Here is a 20,073-nt window from a genome sequence, read left to right as displayed (position 1 = left end):
AAGCAGTATCGACCGCAACCTTAGGTAAAATCTGGTTTGTGGATTGAAAAAACAAGTATCATGTTTTATAACACTCTTTTACTAGAATTTACCTATAAAAACCAAAAATCCCGCTGAAGACTCTTCAACGGGATTTTCTGTTTTATAGCTTATGGAACCAATAAATACCTTCTTTTTTATCAGGTACCTTTAGATTGTATAATCCATTTGTTTTCAATGATTTATTTATTGTTTCAATCTTTCCGGAAGCAGGGTGTATGTACTTTAATGCATACTTTCCGGACGATAATTGAACAGGAATTTCTGTTCCGGACTTGGAATAAATGATACTTCCAATATCAGATTTTACCATTTTCTTGTACTCATCCGTATTCGTTTTTTCCACTTCCATGGCTGCTGCATCCTTCAGGAATGCCTTATCTGTGCATGGAATTACAGGACATGAACCACCAGCCATGAATACAGCCCATCCCATAGCCGGATAATTCTGTGCGTAGAATGTCACTGCCTTCTGAGGAAATTTCTGTCGATACTCATAGACAGCTTTATATGCTTCATTGAAAGTGACCTTTCCTACTTTCATCTTACGCATGTGCTGACGCGGTGCCATATTCTTTCCACCTTCCGGTGCAAAGATCCCATCCGTCTTATAATGCCAGTAACGGATATCAATGATATCTACTATGGCAGCGCGTTTGGGGTCTGCAAGGATAGCATCCTGCACATCTTTCGTGGTACTTAATGCCACTTTGGCTTTCTTTCCGGTTTCAGTCTCCCATTCGGCTATCACATCCAACCAGAACTGTACGAAGTGCAACGGTCCTGTAAATTCAGCACTTGTCAACTGAATTACATTCGAATTGTCTGCGAAGTTATTCAGGCATTGACGTATATATTGCCTGTGCAATTCACGACGAACAGGATGGCTGACGTCATAGAACATATCCGCTACAAAGATTCGTTTGTCACCGGCAAATGGAGCAGGTTCAGGAAATCCGGTCTGATTGATGTTATTGCTGCTTCTCCATGGAGAATCTACCCAATGTGCACCGGCTTCCAGAATGTTGTGCTGGAAATAGTTCTCATGAAACAAAAGCAGTCCGTCTTTATTTCCTTTTTCCGCAAACTCTTTTAAACGACTCCAGTACCATGTATTGGGACGTTTCAAATCATATTTGCTCAATCCTTCCCACGCTGTTTCCTGACCGCTGCGTCCGAATGGCTGCTCATAGAAAGGTCCCCATACATCACCATCGCGACGGCGAATCCGTTCGTGGTCATCGCGACGGCGGTCATACCAAAGACCATAGTTCTGATCGAAAACAAGTATGTTTTTCTGTTTCATAAAATTGATAACAGAATCAATGCGGTCTGTCAATCCCAGTCCCTCGCGTCCCGGAACAAAGCGGGTAATGGCCGGACTTGCCTTTTTTAGATAATTGGTTTTGAGCTTTCCATTCCACCAAGGGGTGGTATGACTGTTTCCAACCAATAAAATACCATCCATTTGGATACGTCCGTTAGTTATAGTTACTTCCGGTTGAGTGTGTGATTGGATAGTAGAAGAATTTGCAGCTAATGAGGCTCCCCTCTTCTCTTTAATGTCATCAACTGATTTTACTCCGGCTGACTCCACCGAAGGAGCAAACTTATGATCGTCTATCCAATGTTCCAACGTTAACCGTGGATGATAAGCCTCTTTAGCCAGTTCCATAGCCACTTCAACTGTAGGGCTACTGGTTGCACTTGTATTTCTAGGCAAGATACGTGCACGTTCTGCACATTCTTTATTCAATCGTTCTTCCAATTGGGCATAAAAGATACTGCGAGGTTGTACGTGATTGTTGGATTGTTCCCATTCACCGTCACCGGAGAACTGCGCCCAACAGCCGTATGCACGGTTCATCGCATCCTTTGCCGGAGCATAACATTCGATTTCTGCTGCGGTACATTGCCAGAACAAGCTGTTTGCCGTATTCCAACCGGCTCCATTTTTATCTTGTCCCAAATTCTTAAAAGTCAGGTTATGACCGTCGATATTTACTACATCGAACAACAGTCCACATGCCCATGCATCGATAGAGCCGCTGAATCCTAAAGATTCGTATGAATCACATTGTACAAAAGCGTTGGGGCCGGCTGCACAATATCCGGCAGCAAAGTCATGAATACCTCGTTCCGAGTAACAACGTTGAAATAAAGTTTGTTGTCCCAGTGTGTGGAAAGTGCAACGACGCATTCCTCCGATTTCTGAAACAGGTTCTCTTGAGATACAGTCTTCGACAGTGATTTTGGAACCTGTACGCTGAACAATCACGGCACTTCCTGCAAAATGTTTGAAATTGAGTTGTCTTACCCAACAGTTTTCCGCATTCTCAATGGAAATACCTGTCCAGCAATGATCTTCATCTTTAGGATAACGCTTGTCGTAATCAGAGATCAGTGTCATATTCTCTACTCCACAATCGTAGATACGTCCGTTCCATTGATAAGTCAATAGAGAAGAAGCACCATATTTAGCATCCAGAGCTACGGTCAGCGGAGCATCCAATGTTATCCGGTTGCCATTTACTTCACTGACTGTTCTGTCCCAGGTCAGATCCATATCTCCTTCTTTCCATCCTAACGCACTGATACCTCCTCCAAAGATGTCACAACCCAAAGAGGCAATCCACTCCTTGCCGGAGGGACGGGCAACCATTACACGATCTCCTTTTTTCAAAGAAATGCCTGAAGCCACTTCCAATGTTCGTGTGTTTACCGGAACATAGTTGGAAAGTACCTGCAAAGTGTCTTGTACATTCAGGTCATCTATTCCTTCCATATAAATAAGGGCACCTCTGTCTACGCCTTTCTTCAGCAGTATTGTTTTTTCTTTATTCGTTCCCCGCAATACAATTCCGGAGGTGGAGATACGAATACTGCCGGACAGGGCAAATTCCCCCTGATCGAGCAAAACCGCTCCACGAAAACCGGAAGCATCAAGAGACAGCGAGGCTACATAATCAATGGCACGTTGAATACGTGCAGTGTTATCTCCTGCTTTCCAAGGGACAAACACAACATTGCGGACAGAAGGAATATCCTGTTCGGAGGATTTATATCCGCATGTAGAGAAATCGAGAATACGGTTTCCCCGATCATCATTCAGGTAAGTGATTTGGTCATTCTTAACCTGTAAAGCAAAGGTTTGCGCATAACTTTGCACAAACCCAATGCTCAATAATCCCAGAAGGATCGTTCTTACTTGTATATTCAGTCCAATCATCTTTAATCTTTTTTCATCTGCTTATAACAGACTTTTCCGTTTAGACAATGTATCGTAATTGTTCTTCAAATCTGTCCAGTCCACTTTCTTTTTAGTGTCTATACCATTGATATATTTTTCAATATTGGTATATCCGTCACCATTGCAGTCCATAGTTGCGTCGGTCGGGTCATTCGGATTCAGACCGTTAGCTATTTCCCAGGCATCCGGCATGCCGTCACCGTCCGAGTCTACTACTGCTTCTCCTTTATATTCGGGAAGTCCGCCTACCTGACGAATGTCTGTAATGATACCCTGCTTATAAGAATCAGCCGGTAACCGTCTTTTCACATAAGGAGAGACAAACTCCGGTGCATCTTTCACATAAATGGCTTTTCCTGTTTGCACAGTCTTTATAACACGGGCATCCACAGCGTCCCGTTTGGGGAAAGTAGCTCCTACATTATCCAATACAAAGTTATAAGCTTTTTTGGTATCCATCACAGTAACCGGAGGCATTTTGAAAGCTTCGTCCGATTTAATTAAGGGCAGGAACTTTGTGGCATCCACATCTTCTTTCAGTTGTACGCCTCCGTCCCAGTTATCTTTTGTGACCTTGGCATTGCCATGAATAATATTCCCGTTTACATAAGCTTTTCCGAATGAGAGAGGTCTGCTTTTGTTACGTCCCGCTTCCGGTTTGAGAATACGATAAGAGATCGGTTTACCTAGCGGAGTGATGGGGCCGGGTTTAAAATAATTGTTTATCATGTTGTAGAAGCTGTTGTGGTCACCTCCGTCTACAGAACGATTCCACCAGTTGAATACAACATTATTGACGAAGTTAAAATCACCGTCCATACCCACCGAACTGTTCCGGCTGATGTTGGAAGCAAAGAGATTCCGGCAGAACATACTGTTATGACCACCGATGGTTGCACCAAAAGCATGGTTGTATGTATCCAGTGCTTCAGAGAAAATAGAATTTTGAATGGTAATGTTTACTGTCGGAAGTTTCAGACCGTGTCCGTCTGCCCCTCTGTTATATACATGACGGTAGATAGACATATTTTCATCCAATCCCCAACTGGCGGAGCAATGGTCTACCATGATATTTCCTACTGCATTCCCTCCTACCGCATCATCGCGGAAAGCCACGTCCTGCGCACCGCGACGGAAGCGCATATGACGAATCACGACATCGTGTGTATCGATCAGGAAAGATTGTCCGGTGATACAGATACCATCTCCGGGAGCTGTTTGTCCGGCAATGGTTACATAAGGGGCGCGTACACTGATCGGGCTTTTCAGACGGATCACTCCCGAAACATTAAATACAATAATACGTGCACCTCCTGTTTCACAGGCTTCGCGGAATGTTCCGGGACCGGAGTCTTCCAGAGAAGTGACAACAATCACTTTTCCTCCACGTCCACCGGGAGTATACATACCTCCGCCTTCCGCACCGGGGAAGGCTGGGATATTGCTCTTTATCAAATCTTCGGGTTTGGAGGCCCATGGCTTATAAGGGCGTCCTTTCTTTGCTTCTTCTAAAACTGTCGGCAAAGCTTTTTCCCATGCCGCATCGGATTTCCGTTCGAACTCCGCTTCTTGTTTTGCTCCTCTTTCTTTTACCGAGTCCGGAATTACAGGATACTGGGCTGCCACAGGTAGTACACAGGCAACCAGCATCCACGCTGATAATACTTTCTTCATGTTATTCATTCTTTCGAATCTTAATAGGTTTCTAAAAGGACGATTAAGAAAGCATTTTGTAATCGGTTATCTCTCTCCTTTCCGCCATTCATTCATGTATTCGCGAGGGGTTTGATTATATTTCTTCCGGAAACACTTGCTGTAGTATCCCGAATCCTTGAATCCGACAGCAAAAGCAATCTCGGAAACACTTAAATCCGTGTTCTTAATCAGCTCGACTGATTTATTCAAGCGAATCTCTTTTACCAGATCTACAGGGGCCAGACCGGTAAGACTCTTTAGTTTCTTGAAGAATGCCGAACGACTCAATCCGATACCGGATGCTATGGTGTCAATATTAAAATCACTGTCGTCCATATTTTCTTCAATGACCTGATGTATCTTTTCTAGGAACTGTACGTCTTTCTTTACCAAATATTGTTCGTAGCTGTCTTCTTCGGTCGTTGTCTGGTTTTCCATTTGCTGGCGGATTCGTTCACGGAACAATTTCCGTTCGGCAAGCAGTTGGTCGATACGTGCCAACAGGTATTCCTTGCTGAAAGGTTTGGTGATATAGGCATTTGCTCCTAAAGTAATAGCTTTGGTCTTGGCGCCTTCATCATTTTTCGCGGTCAGGATAATAACAGGAATATGGCTGATCTGGAAATCTTTGCGGATAGATTGCAACATTTCAAGGCCGTCCATTTCAGGCATCATTTGATCGGTCACTACGATATCAGGATGATACAGGTGCACTTTCTTTAAACCTTCTACTCCGTTATTGGCAATATGGATATTGAACTTATCTTCCAACTGAAGTTTTATCAACTGGCAAAGGTCCTTATTATCCTCAACCAACAAAAGGGTCGGTAATGAAGCATCAATTTCCGGTTCTTCTTCTGTATCTTCTTCGGATATGGCATTGGCAACAGGTTCCTGTTCCACAGAAACGGGAACTGTTTCCGTACCTCCCACATAAAAGTCAACTTCCGACGGACGATAATGCTCCTTATCCATCAGGAGTTCCACAATAAACACTGCCCCCTGTCCTTCAGGACTTTCAGCACGAATCTGTCCGTGATGAAGATTAACGATTTCCCTTGAAAGTGCCAATCCGATACCTGTGCCCTGATAATAGGAGTTTTTCGCATTCTCTCCTTGTGAGAAGCGTTCAAAAATCTCGGTCAGTTTATTTTGTGGAATACCTACCCCGTTATCTTCCACCCGTACATAACAACATTTTCCGTCGTCTGTCAATCCGGTAGTTATATAAATGCTTCCACCGGAATGAGTGAATTTGAATGCATTGGATATGATATTACGGATCACAATGCTCAATTTCTCCTTGTCCGCCCATACCATAATCGGTTCATCCGGTAACTGGAAAGTGAAACTGATTTCATTTTCTTCGGAAAGCACGCGGAACTCTTTCTGGAAAGAGGCTATCATCTCATTAAAATCAATCAATGACACATGCAAACGCATTTTCCCGTTTTGAATCTTCCGGAAATCAAGTATCTGATTCACTAATTGCAGCATCTGATTGGTGTTCTTCTCCATCAAATCCACATATTGCAATCCTTTCGGAGACAGCTTTTCACGTTCCCTTAATTCTTGTATCGGACCTTTTATCAATGTCAAAGGAGTGCGCAATTCGTGGGATATATTGGTAAAGAACTTGATTTTCATCTCCGAAACTTTTTGTTCGATATAAATATCGTTCTTCATTTTAATCATGAAGAAAGCCAGACGCAAACTAAAATAGAGGGCTGCCAGACCCAAGATCACATAGATAAGAGTTGCCCACCAGCTTAACCACCAGGGGGGAAGAATGGTGACGGCCAGCGTGCAGTTGGAAACAAGTTCCGGATTGGCTTCATCCATTGTTTCTACACGGAATGTATAATCTCCGGGAGGCACATTGGTGTAGGAAGCGATGCGATTCTTCCCGTTATAATGCCACTCTTTTTCATAACCTTCAAGTATATAACGGTATGACACCCGGTTCTGATTATAGAAATTCAATGCCGCAAATTCAATCGTGAACATGGATTGATTATAGTTCAGCCGGATTGTTTTAGCGTATGTGATGGATTCTTTTAAGATCGGACATTCGCGGAAACTACGCAAATCGCGATTGGATACTTTAAAATCGACAATACGTGTGTCATAATTTGTATGCAGTGTTTCCAGTTTGTCAGGAGAGAATGTCAGGATTCCCTGACGAGTGCCAATCCACAAGTCTCCATTCAATGTTCGGAGTGCACTGCCCTCTTCCAACTCCACGTTCAGGAAACCGTCGTATTTGTCGTAATTGCGGAACTGCTCGGTAGCTTTGTTGAAGCAAGACAAACCTATTTCCGTTGTAAACCACAAGTTGCCGTTTTTATCTTCTACGATGGACTTGACTACATCGTTATTCATTCCTTCACGGATACCATAAGATTTGAAAATAGGTTCCCTCTTTTCCTTGTCATAACGAACCAGTTTATTCAAACCGCCTCCGAACACACTCACCCAGATTTGAGAATCAGTATCTTTGTAGAGTACATAAATATCGTTATCCGCTACATTCGAGTTTTCACTGACTTGACGGTACGTTTCAAACTGAATCTGTTCGGGCGTGGAAAAATGCCCGTCGAAAGACATCAAACCATCCATAGTTCCTACCCAGATACGTCCGTCTTCATCTTCCGTCATGGTACGTACCTCCATATAAAGGCCGTATGCAGGATATTGTTTCAGTCCATTGTATTTATGGATGAAGGTGATGGCTCCATTTTCTTCGGAAATCAAATTCAGTCCTCCACCTAATAGTCCTACCCAGATGCGTCCCCGGCTGTCCTGATAAGTAAAGTATACATCATTGTTACTGATAGAATTTGGATTCTTAGGATCATTGATATAACGGGTAAAACGCAATCCGTGAGGAGAATTCATATCCGGTTCAGCTTTGACAAGCCCATTTCCTTTGGTAGAAAACCAAAGATTACCGTCTTTGTCTTCCATAATATGATATACAGTTCCCAATAGATAGTTCTTATCCGAGAAGATCTGTTTCACTTGTCCGTTACGATCCAGACGGTACAACGCCTGCCAACGGGTTCCTACCCAGATATCGCCATTTTGTGCCTGGAAGAGGGCACGTATCCCCTGATTCCAGGAGTTTGATCTCTCGGGTATTAGCGGAGAAGGAGAAACTTCCGTCAACAGTTGGAATTGCTTTTTGGGGAAATTAAGTCTGTATACTCCGCTGCTTGTAGATGCTAACCAGAGGATTCCATCTTTGTCCAACAGAAGATGGAAAAAAAGCTGGTTGGGAAGATCATCCGAGAAAGGTTTTAATTGGTTAATACGGGTCATTTCCAGTTTTTCTCTGTCGAATAGAAGAATTTCTCCTCCCGGGGTCATGAAGAACATACCTTGTTCACCGGCATCCTGCATTTCAAAATTGCCGATGGCATTCTGATTGGGGAATGTAAATCGGTGGTGGCTTCTATTCAGAGGATCATAATAGGTCAATGCCTGATTACCCTCCTGAAACCATACCTTATCATATTTATCATAAAATATGATTCCGCCGTCCTTTTCGGGGATGGTGAATGGAAGTTTGGTCAATTGTTTGTAACCGATATTATACTCGTACGTTCCTTCGTTAGTAGTGATGTACATCAGACCGGACTCTGTTATCAGCAGATTAGAAATCGGGCGTTTGATTTCCGGTATCTCATAACGGTTGACAACTCCATTTTGAGGATCAATACTATAAATGTGTCCTTTCTTATCTCCCAACCATAAGAATTTAGAATTATAGGAGGCACAAGTAAACTGATCCGGATTGGCAGATACCTTTTTCTGTATAAAGTCAGCGGGCTTGTCTTTCAGAGCCGCCCCTTTCCGGAGGGACAAAATCTGATAATCCATACCAATCCAATTGATAAATTCTGCAGTTTCGCAGAATACGTTATGTTTCAGACGCATATCATACACATTCACGTTGGGACGCGAATCGTGCAACTGCTTCATCGTTATTTTACCTTCCTTGTCGGTATATGCACGCAAAAGACTTTTATCTTTTGTCAACAACAATACATCCCCGTCTTCGGTTGTCTGAATCTTAATAATCTGGATGTTCTCCGAATATTCTTTTACATCATCATAGACAGTATGGAAACTCTCGTGTCTTTTATCGAACAGGTAGAGTTTGCGGTCGATGGTCTTAATCCACAGAAAACCATTTTTATCTTCCACGATACGCTGAATCTTACGTGGTGGAATGTCGGTGGAATAAAAACCGTCATGATTATCATAGGAGCGGAACTTGCTTCCATCGAAACTACATAATCCATACCATGTGCCAAACCAGATAAACCCATCCTGTCCCTTTAAAGTGCAGTTGACGATATTATTGGGCAACCCGCGTTCGGCTGTGTAGTGTTCTACAATCATATTCGGATAGGCAAAAGCATAAATGCCTATCATGGATAGTAATAGTATTAGAATATTTCGTTTTCTCATTGGTGGCTATAATTGGAATTAAAACGTACCCCAAAGGTAATCTTTTTTTTGATATAAGCTTATCATCATCATTCGTTTATACCATAAAGTTAGGCACAGATTACACGGATCTCACAGTTTTTGGAAATATTAATGTATAAAGCAACCATGAAATCCGTGTAATCCGTGCCTAATTCTCTGTCCCAAATTCAGTTTGCTGGCGTTCCACCTCATCCAATACCCGTTGACGTTCTTCTTCTGTCAGTTGTATTTTTCCTTCTGATGATTCTTTAAAAGAATTTACTTCCGGAACGGACGATGCAGTTCTGCGTTCTTCGTAAGTGGATTCCTCATAACAGAAAGGCAGTTCTGCCGGAATGCTTTCCAGTTCTATTTCAGTCGCTGTTGGAGCTTGGGTTCCCTCAAACTGTACACGGGCTTTCACTTTCATCTTTCCGGCTTTCCGGGTGGAACGGATCAACACGGGAGCAGAACCAAATTCCACTGTACGGGGATTGGCGCCGATAGTAGCATCTCCGATGATTTCTCCTTCACCTTCTATGGTGAAAACAATGTTCTCTTTTGCCAGACGGCGTACATTTCCACTATCATCGGTTACTTCGGCAACAACAACGATAAAGTCGGAGCCGTCAGCTATCAGGTTCACTTTTTGAGTATCTACATAGAGGCGTAGTTTCGTGGAACGCCGGGAAGGCATTTTCTTTTGCGTGCATACTACTTTTCCGTTGATGATCCCTTCGGCCACCATATTTACTTTTTGCCAGTTTTTTTGAGTATAGCTATATCCGCGTGCTTCCCAAAAATCCCAGACATTTTCGAATACAACCGGTGCATTCGGCATATGTCCTTTGGCATGGACTACCGGTTTCGTCCAGGTTTTCGTTCCATCATAAATAGAAAGACGCACAGAATCACAGTTGGTAAATATAACCACGTCTTTATCGGAAAACTGAGACATTTCATGAGCAATGAATATCATCGGACCACATTCTGCCAATGGATGCTGAAGACCGGCAAGCGACTGGCTACGGAACATTTCGTATGCATATTTCTTCTGACGGAAAGCATCGTAGATGCCACCCCAGTAAGGGTCAGGATGATAACCGCGCTGATGATCGAACGGATGCCATTGCGCACCACCGATAAATAAACCGGTAGTACGATACATCTCGTCATAACTCTTTGCCAGTGAAAGTGCCTGTACCAATAACGGGCGTTCTCCCCAACTGCGGCTGGCACGGTTGTTATTATTGTGAGCATACCAATCATCCACATTCTCTCCAAATTCACGGGTGAAAATACATTGTTCCGGCCTGTCTTCTTTTTCGTCATCACCCGGCCAGCCATAAACAACATCGTAATGTTCTTTCACTCCTGCAGAATGAACATCGGCAGCGGTTACCGGACGTCCCGGATAAGGATATTCCTCTTTGGTGATTTCAAGAGCCTTTAATGCAAAATCAAGTGGATAGCGAGTCTCATTCAATATGGGTTCCCACATTAGTACGGAAGGATGGTTACGGTCGCGACGAATCATTTCACGGGTATTCTGATGAACCAACTCACCGAATTTCGGATCTTTGTTCCAGTACTGCCATCCCGGAGTAGCGACAATCACAAACAGACCGAGTTCATCACAAGCATCCATAAAGGCAGGATCTTGCGGATAATGCGCCACACGAATAATGGTGCATCCGGCATCACGCAGACGTTTGGCATCACGCCATTGCTGTGAGTTCGGTAAAGCATTGCCTACATAGGCAAAATCCTGATGGCGATTTGCTCCTACCAGTTGACCGAAAGGTTTTCCATTCAGCCAGAAACCGTCTTTTCCACGAAATTCTGCCAAGCGAATACCGACACGGGTAATGCCGCCATCCATAGATTTATTTCCTTTTTTAATACGGGATTGTACTCTATATAAATAAGGTGTATCCGGTGACCAGAGTTTTGGATTCTTCACTTCCATCTGTTGCTGGATGGATTTCTTCTCTCCCGGTTTTAAAGACAGCTTTCCGGAACAGTGTTTGATTACTTTTCCGTCAGCATCTGTCAAAGTCGTTTCTACAGTGACCGATTCAGTACGTACATCCTCATTCTGAATTTCCGTATTTACATATACTTGTGCACTCTTTTCACTGATCTTATCAAAATGCACGAATACGCCTCCACCGCCAACGGCTTGTGAATCAATGGCATCGGTGATAGCTACCGGAGATTTGGCAATCATCCATACATCACGATAGATGCCGCCATGATAGGCGAAGTCTAGTGTATATTGGCGTTTTCCGGGGGGATAGGATTTGTCATCACTGTTGTCTGTGAAAACAGCAAGCAGGCAGGAGTCTCCGGCTTGTACGCCATTGGCTGTCAAATCCAGAGTGAAAGGTAGATAACCTCCCAAATGTTCCTGGATGCGTTTGCCATTCAGATAAAGAATCTGTTTACCCATGGCTGCTTCAAAATGAAGAACAACCCGTTGGCCTTTTGTTTCGGCAGGGAGAACAAAATGTTTACGATACCAGGCTGGTCCCTGATAATTACGGCATCCACTTCCTTCGGCAGGCATTAATTCTACCGTATGGGGAGTGGAAACTACTTTCCAGGAACGGTCATCAAAGTTTACTGCTTCTGCTCCCCGGACATCGCCTTTGAAAAATAGCCATCCCGGATTGAAATTATAAACTTGTCGCCCACTACCGGGAAGCTGGATAAATCCGGCAACCGATGTTTCAGGACGGTAAGTTTCTGTCGCCTGTCCTTTTTCGATTCCTAAGAACAGTAACAGAAAAGATGATAAGATGATAAACGGTCTTTTATTCATAGTTCTTTATTTATATATTTCATTCGAGTTTTCACCACAGAGGACGCAGAGGACACAGAGTTTTTTTGTAATATATTGTTAGTTCTGTCATTCTGCTTGTCTAAGAATCTCCTCTCTATATGTACACAAAGGGAGTAAATTCTTAGACTATACGTTCCCTTAGACAGATAGATTTACTGTTTAAAAAGCCTCTGTGTCCTCTGCGTCCTCTGTGGTGAAAAAAATCTCATTTTCAATCATTATAATGATATCTTTCTTTCTACTTTCAGGTAGAACTTTCAAGTTTGTTACTTTCCCGTCTTTCAGAGTAGCTTCTACTGCTGTTTCACCAGGAGCATGCAGTTTGAAATGTACATTCCATTCTTTCGGCCATGCGGGGAAAAGAAGTATTTGTTCTCCGTTTGTTTGCAATAACATTTCCTGAAGTCCTATCATGCCGCTGCCTCCCCAATTATGGTCGGGTGTCCAGTCATAGCCCGGTCCCCAAAAGGCTGGGAAGCGGTGCGGTCCGTTGGAGAGTTTGGCAAGGGATAACCTTTTCGCTTCTTGGGTCACTCCCAGGCAAGCCGCCCAAATATTGTCCTGTTTCCATCCGATATGCGAACGGAATTTGATGGCATCCGAATCATAAAAATAGGTATTGCGTGCTATGTCCAGATTCTCCTTTCCTACTCCATAAATACGCCATGGAAATACCGGATAAAGTTGTGGCGTTTCGACATTGTTAATTCGTTCCCAACTTACAGCAGGCGAAATTGTTCGCTTCAAAACCGGAGCAAGAGTAGGATTCAACGTATCTTTTATTTCTATGTACCGCAATGGAATCGGAGGAATTGTCTTTAGCATCTCTTCTTTCTTTCCATAAGTTTCCAATACTGTTTTTAGAGCTGCGATGGTGCTGCTGGCATTATTGGTCATTTTATATGTCTCACAGGCAGAACCCGGAAAAAGAATCAGATGTCCGTTGCCATCCAGCGCCTTCCGTCCCCGACGGGAAGCAAGTTGCCGATAATGTTCGTCGAAGAATGTCAGTGAACTTTCAATCAAAGGCAAATAAGGGGTGATATCAGCATTCGCATAGTTCTTTGTTTCCAGTATCATCTGGCAGAATTCGAGAATCGTATCCCATTCATATTCCAGCCAGGCATTATATTCCAGCCCTTTGTCGAACCAGTCCGGCCGTTTGAAACCATACTCTGCGGGATTGGGCAGACCGAAATTTTCTATTTGTTCGCAGAAGCAAGCTCCGTCATGTTGCCAATATACACGACTCCTCCATTCAGCATTCTTCAACATACGGTTATAGAAATCAAACTGGGAAGGCATCATATCGAAGTCCCCGCTTTTCAGCATCGGCCAATAAACCAGGCGTTGATTCTGTGCTGTCATTGTACCACCTCCCCATTTCCGGTAGTCGGGAGTAAAGGATTGTTTTTCGTCGATGTAACAAGGATCAAAAGTGAACAGTCCGCCATTGAATTTAGTTGGTACGCTACCGTAGGCATTACAACCCAGCATGTAACGGAAAAGAGTGTAGTTTCTGGTTATTTCTTTTGCTTCTCCCTCCGCTTCAATGAAGCTGCGTTGCCAGAAAGCATTCCACCACGAACGGGTTTGCTTTTTATCCTGTATGAGAATCTTCGATGAGATTTTGCCTTGCGGGGCTATTCTTTGCAAAGCAGTTTGCAGTCCCTGCTCCCACTGTTCTATTGTTTCTGTTTGGGCTGTATGCAATACAATACAAAAATGTTCTTTTCTGGACGCTTTGGAAGAACGGAATTTCCAGGCGCGGTAGTCTGTTCCGGCATACACGCCATCCGTGGTGCCTATAAATTCAAGGTTTTCTCCGAACAGGGTTCCTCCGAAAGTTTGATTTTTCAAGGGATTCATCATTTCGGATTTTACCTCGTCCATTCCCTGTTGAGCCACAACAGCATCAAAAACAGTCTGTTCCGGATTGCGATGGTAGAACAGGAGTTGATTGGCAGAATGATTGGTTTTGCCTAAAGAAATAAAGTCAGCCGCTGTCACAGAACCTTTCGGAGGAGCCCATTTGTAAGAACATTGTTGTCCCTCTCCTTTCCTGACAGGTCGTTCCTGATAGCGCCAATTCTCATAAAAAACTTCAGTTTGTAACGCTTGTGTATTGGTTACCTCCACGTGTATAACCGGATGAAAAACATCTACCCAGAATTGTATCTGCGTGTTTCCTGCTGCAACTTCTACATATCCGTCCTTCAGTTTCAATTCTTGACGAAAATCTTTCGTATCTTTAAAAGGATTGGGTGACAGACGGAGACGTATGCGTCCTTGTTTTAGCAGACAGTTGTTTTCGTCGAATGTGCCGCTACGGCTCACATAGAACATAATGTCACCCTCTTCTACCCATATATTCATCCCGATATCTCCGCCACCACAGGGCATGGATTCTGAAGAATTGCGGCTAGGAGTATTCCAAATGACATTGGCATGTTGGCTCCATAGAGCCGACACGCCAACAAATATGAATAAGAGAACAAAAACTCTACGCAAATGATTCATAATTTATAATTTCATTAGCAGTTTACCAATCATCCGAACGAAAAGAACCTAAAGGCAATCCGTCACCATATACATCTCCCTCCACATAGTTTTCAAAACAATATCGAACAGCTACCGGGTGCGGCACTTTATCGCTTTTCACCAGCATCTTGCTACGTTCTATCCATGCTTTAGCCGGATAAAATACTTTATCTTCACCGGCTACCTGAAAGTTTTTCGACTCAAAACAGTTCTTGCCGCTAATCCACATATTTGCACGTTCAAAGCTAACGACTACTGTATCATTCTTTATTTCAATGCTTTTATAGTATGGACTTTCGCCATTCACGCCTTCCACTCCGTAAGTTTTAGTCAGGGCGAGAAGTGCCAAACGTTCTCCGGCAACTTGCTTTTTTGCCGGGTGGATTCCTTTTTCCATTCCTGCATCCAGTAATACGACCATGCCACTGTTGGGTACACGATGTTCTACTTTTGCCTGTGCCTCCCGAAGATAGGCGGAGTTTATCACTTCTTTACCTTTTTCTGTGATAATCCCATAATCATACGGAGCTATTTGGCAATAGTAAAAAGGAAAATCTCCCTGTTTCCATTCAGCGCGCCAGCCATTTATCAATGCAGTAAACATATCCGCATACGTGTGCGCCCGATTCCAATTATCTTCGCCCTGATACCAAATCACTCCTTTCATCGTCATGCCGATAAGGGGATGCAACATACCGTTGTACAGTACGGTCGGAGTACGGTTCTTTGATTTTATATCGGCTTCCGATTGAGGAATTTTTGCGTCAGGAAAAGCTTTCAACCAGTCAGCGGTCATCCATGCTTCGCACGCCGATCCACCCCAGGCTGCAACTACCAATCCTACCGGAACCTCTACTATTTCATTGATTAACCTCCCGAAATAATAAGCCGTAGCACTGAAATCACGAACGTTGGCCGGAGTTGCTTCTTTCCATGAACCGATAACATCGGTCTGCGGAGTCAATGTAGAAGTACGTTTTACGGTAAACAAGCGAATTTTCGGATTCTTGCTGTGAAGAATATCCATATTGGCATTCTCCACTGGCTGATTCTTGAATCCTTTCATTGGCATTTCCATGTTACTCTGTCCGGAACATAGCCACAATTCACCTATCAATATGTTATTCAGTGTTTTTTTACTTCCATCATCAAAGGTGACAGTGTAAGGACCTCCTGCTTTGGGAGTAGAAACCGAAAGTTTCCATGCCCCGTTCTTATCGGCAGCTGCCACGTATTGCTTTCCATTCCAGCTAGTAGTTATGGTCACTTTCTTGTTGGGAGTGGCAGTTCCCCAAAGATTTGCATTTGTCTGTTGCTGCATCACCATGCCATCAGAAAAAACAGCCGGCAGTTTTACTTCTGCGTGTGTTGACAGGCAGGCGGCCGCAAGCAGAAAGCTAGCCAACATTGTACCTGTTTTAATAATTGAACTTTTCATTATAAGTATATCTTTATCATTTAAGTACTACATTATGATGAATTAGGCACGGATTACGCGGATTACACGGTTTATAAGAATCGTATTACATAAAGTAACAGCGTAATCCGCGTAATCCGTGCCTAAAAAACTTTCACTCTATGGCAGAAAAACTCAAAGGGCCGAGTAATCCTGCCGGAAGTAGTTTATTTTCCTGTTTCCGGTATTTTGCATTGGTCCAAATGCCTTCAAATGGTGCTTTTCCTTCATCAGCTCCTTTCAAGGCATTCGCCCAAGTGTTCGTAACCTCTATTTCAAGTATATTGATTCCTTTTTTCAGAGCAGTTGTAATATCAGCACGATAAGGAGCTGTCCAAATGGTACCACAGTCTACGCTATTCACACGGACAGTTGCTAAATTACAAACCGTACCCAAATTCAGGTAAATCTGTTGGCCTTTTTTCAGTTTATTCTTCCAGCGGAAAGTCGTCTTATAAGTAGCTGTCCCCGAATAATAACGTATCTGTTCGTCCGGCTCTTTGCTCCAGTCGAAAAGTTCTTTCCGTGTGAGCGTTTTCTTGTTAGCTGCAAAAGTTATCATATATTCCTCTGCTTCCAGAGCTATATTTAAAGGCTCTTTGGCTACCTCCTTTTTCTCTTTCTGTAGTCTTGAGGAGTCCTCTCCATAACCTTCATGTGCTCCCTCCATAGGATATACGATGAATACGGACTCATAAGGAGCCAATGTGAGAGTAACTTCCGTCCGATTTCCATTGATACGGTAAGAAGGACGGCTGTTTATTTCACCCGTCACCGGATTCCAACATTCCGGTTTTCTATCGTTGATACGCATACTTGCGGTAAATGTGCGTGTTTCTTCTCTTTGATTGGCGATAAAGTAAAGTTCGCCAAGTTCACCACGACGATGTGTCCAGGCAATATCTTCCGGTACAATCATGTCACGTTCCAACCCATATACGGAGAAATCATCCGCTGTATAAGGCAAAGAAGGTATCAATACACCCGCTTCTTTTAATTCATTGATCTTCTTCTGCACTTCCGAAGATAATACAGGTTCGGGATTCATCGGACGTGCAAGAGGAATTACCAATGCTTTATAGCTGGCTCCACCCGGCAGTGTCATTCTGCCGTCTTCCACTTTGGCCAGACGTAGTAACGCATCTTTATTAAAACTATCATAAGCGTATCCGCGAAGTGGATTCACCCATTTTTCGGGATCAGCCATATTGGCTGAATGTGTGACACCTACCGGACGCACACGCAAAGGTTGTCCCTCATTCGCCAAACGAATGCGTTCGCTTTCCACACGTTCCGCACCGAAAATTCCCGGAAGGGACGGAACCAATCGTTCCGGCAATATCGAACGTCTTGGCATTTCTTCACCTGTAAATACTGCAATATCTGTCACCGGATGTCCATATTGCAATAATGCCTGACAACGGGTAGCATATTCGGAAAATGCTTTTGCACCTTTATCCCACCAAGTCTGATCGCGTTGGAAGAAAAGTCCGATACCATCCAATGTCATGCCGGGTTTGCAATCCAGCCAGGGATTATGTACATATACGTGATAGAAAAGACGATTGATTCCTAATGCGTAATTACGATCCAGCAAGGCTTTCAACATAGCAGGATATTCGTCCCACGTGCCGCGTACTTCGGTGAATCCTTCAGCCTGAATGATGTTCTTTCCGTAGATATGTGCCCCGCTAATAGCATCCAGCATATCATTCGGTTTATCATGGGTAGGGCTGTTCAGCCAAAATTCTCCCATAGGAAGATCTACCTTTTGGTAATGCAGCAGGCCATCGCTTACCATGGTCGGTGCTACACACTCCGCTGAAAACTGACAATCATATTCTTTGGCACAATCTGCCAATACCTGATAGAATACATCCACCACCAATTCGGCAATCGTTGTACGGACATCTCGCAGAATCTTTTCGCTTCGTTCTGCACTTTCCATAGGAATACCTGCCAATAGTGGTAAATAAGGCATCAGGTCATAACCACGACGTTTCTGAAATTCTGCAGCGAAATTTGGATTCCAGTTCTGGCTTCCACATTCCCAACTATCTACATGCATATATTTCAATACACGACGTGCTACTTCCGGATTCGTCTTTGCAAATGCTTGTGCAAACCAGTTATCAAATTGTTTTCGCACCGTTTTCGGATCGAACTTATCACATTCCAAGCCCTTTCCGCCACCGGCTGTTGCATTGGTATGTCCGGTAGCTGTATGTCCCATGCGGAGCAATTTCCATTTACCTTTAGGGAGAACAGCTGTGATTGTTTTTTCTTTAGAATGACTAGCCGGGGCATTCTTATATTGTTCCGTCAGATTAATAACCTGTGAAAGTGAATAGCAGTCCTCCTTTCCTATCTCCTCTTCTTTGGTAGATTCAGCAACACGCCATACCAGTCCGGTTTTTCCTTCCCACTGATTCAAACGGGCTTCCTGATGCAGGTGCAGTTGTTTGATCTTCAGATTAGGTTTCCATTTTGCGGCATCCATATCTTCACTTCCCGGTTCGCTCCCCTCGGGTGTCCAGTAGAAACGGAAATAACGGGCTGTAGTTGCAGGAATACTATGAGTAGAATTTTCATCTGTATTTTGCCATCCCTGACGGGCAGGGACTAGCTGTTTCACGAAACGATAATTTACGCCATCGTCACTTGCCATTACTTTCAAGCGATGTGCCTGATAATTATTGCCATTTAAAACGATTTCTATATTCCGGCAGGTAAAAGGCTGTTTATATTCATATTGAATATAGCATGGATACGAAGAACGGATAACGCCTGCCGCATCCATATTCACTGTTTGAGCAGATTTTACATTGTTCGCTGTTGCTAAGTTTACGCAAGTGATCTTTGCGGGCATTTCGTCTGCCGCATCCTCTACCGGCAAAGCAAATAGCGCAATATCTTCATAATAGTTTTCATAAGCTTCCGGCTGTGGCAGACGTAATGCATTGAGCTTTCCACCATCAATGATTGTATCGCTCCAAACAACTTTCTGCATTGATTCTTTCGGAGTAATCCAGGGACCTCCTGCCAATGCAAAACCATCACAAATATGCATTCCCAGTTTCAACCCTAAACGGTCGGCTTCCTCCATGCTGAAACGCACCATTTCCCACCATTCAGGAGTCAACTGCTGTGCCTTGCCGTTATATTGTGTACCTTCACTAACCCCTTTGATCGGCATCAGATAAGTACCTCCGAGTCCTGCATGTTTCATCGCTTCCAAATCGGCAGTTATTCCTTCTTTGGACACAGCACCATACATCCAGTACCAAAAGGTCCAAGGCTTCGCTTCGTCAGACGGATTCTGAAATTGGTCGTGAAGTGAGCGTGTTTGTTGTGCATCGACAGGACATACAGCTGTCCATGCCAATAAAGAGAATGCAAATATTTGTTGCTTCAGTCGGCTTTTCATTCCAATACTATATTTTTTCTATAATGAAGACGAAAAAAGGACTGTTTTGTACTCACTATTTGTAGTTGAGATTAGAAAAGATGTAGAAAATGAAAGATGTAGAAGAATGGTTGTTTGTTTTTACATATATCATTCAGCACATCAACCATCAATATTGAAAGATCAGAATATTACTACCAGTTTTGTCTCTGGATTTTAGGGAATCATCCGTTTCTTTAAAAGAAACATGTTGTTCCTCGGTGAGAAACGGGTCGTTCCTTTTAAAGGAACGAAATAGGGCTTCGTGTGCCCCTTAGGGCATATGGAGCCTTTGTTGTACGTTTTCTATTTTTTATGGGGGTTAC

The 20,073-nt window shown here is 43.4% G+C and carries 7 protein-coding genes; all 7 read right to left on the bottom strand.

The genetic code is table 11. The annotated features are described in order from the left end of the window. Positions 1-142: 142 nt before the first annotated feature. The 7 genes from I2I13_RS17425 to I2I13_RS17395 all read right to left on the bottom strand — a co-directional run bounded on the left by I2I13_RS17425 (position 143) and on the right by I2I13_RS17395 (position 19,729). A complete protein-coding gene (locus I2I13_RS17425) occupies positions 143-3,259 on the bottom strand; it encodes a DUF6298 domain-containing protein (protein WP_195650137.1) in 3,117 nt (1,038 codons plus the stop codon). Between the two features lie 30 nt (positions 3,260-3,289). After that, entirely contained in the window at positions 3,290-4,972 is a 1,683-nt protein-coding gene (locus I2I13_RS17420; protein ID WP_195650110.1) for a polysaccharide lyase, read from the bottom strand. Between the two features lie 57 nt (positions 4,973-5,029). Continuing rightward, positions 5,030-9,460, bottom strand: coding sequence for a two-component regulator propeller domain-containing protein (locus tag I2I13_RS17415; protein ID WP_347033233.1), 4,431 nt, complete (start codon positions 9,458-9,460; stop codon positions 5,030-5,032). A 169-nt stretch (positions 9,461-9,629) separates the two neighbouring features. Next, positions 9,630-12,284, bottom strand: a complete 2,655-nt coding sequence (locus tag I2I13_RS17410; RefSeq protein ID WP_195650109.1) for a glycoside hydrolase family 2 protein — start codon at positions 12,282-12,284, stop codon at positions 9,630-9,632. Between the two features lie 180 nt (positions 12,285-12,464). Beyond that, positions 12,465-14,825, bottom strand: a complete 2,361-nt coding sequence (locus I2I13_RS17405) for a DUF5703 domain-containing protein (RefSeq protein WP_370540852.1) — start codon at positions 14,823-14,825, stop codon at positions 12,465-12,467. A 22-nt stretch (positions 14,826-14,847) separates the two neighbouring features. Beyond that, entirely contained in the window at positions 14,848-16,284 is a 1,437-nt protein-coding gene (locus I2I13_RS17400) for a sialate O-acetylesterase (RefSeq protein ID WP_195650108.1), read from the bottom strand. A 133-nt stretch (positions 16,285-16,417) separates the two neighbouring features. Next, positions 16,418-19,729, bottom strand: coding sequence for a glycosyl hydrolase (locus I2I13_RS17395; protein WP_195650107.1), 3,312 nt, complete (start codon positions 19,727-19,729; stop codon positions 16,418-16,420). Positions 19,730-20,073: the final 344 nt, after the last annotated feature.

The organism is Bacteroides sp. D55t1_190419_B8 (genome assembly GCF_015558905.1).
Lineage (GTDB): Bacteria > Bacteroidota > Bacteroidia > Bacteroidales > Bacteroidaceae > Bacteroides > Bacteroides vicugnae.
This window is presented reverse-complemented; position numbering and strand designations above follow the sequence as displayed.

Excerpts from the sequence above, each read along its gene's own strand:
- I2I13_RS17420 (WP_195650110.1), bottom strand. The coding sequence starts at position 4,972 with ATGAATAACATGAAGAAAGTATTATCAGCGTGGATGCTGGTTGCCTGT.
- I2I13_RS17415 (WP_347033233.1), bottom strand. The coding sequence starts at position 9,460 with ATGAGAAAACGAAATATTCTAATACTATTACTATCCATGATAGGCATT.
- I2I13_RS17410 (WP_195650109.1), bottom strand. The coding sequence starts at position 12,284 with ATGAATAAAAGACCGTTTATCATCTTATCATCTTTTCTGTTACTGTTC.
- I2I13_RS17405 (WP_370540852.1), bottom strand. The coding sequence starts at position 14,825 with ATGAATCATTTGCGTAGAGTTTTTGTTCTCTTATTCATATTTGTTGGC.
- I2I13_RS17400 (WP_195650108.1), bottom strand. The coding sequence starts at position 16,284 with ATGAAAAGTTCAATTATTAAAACAGGTACAATGTTGGCTAGCTTTCTG.
- I2I13_RS17395 (WP_195650107.1), bottom strand. The coding sequence starts at position 19,729 with ATGAAAAGCCGACTGAAGCAACAAATATTTGCATTCTCTTTATTGGCA.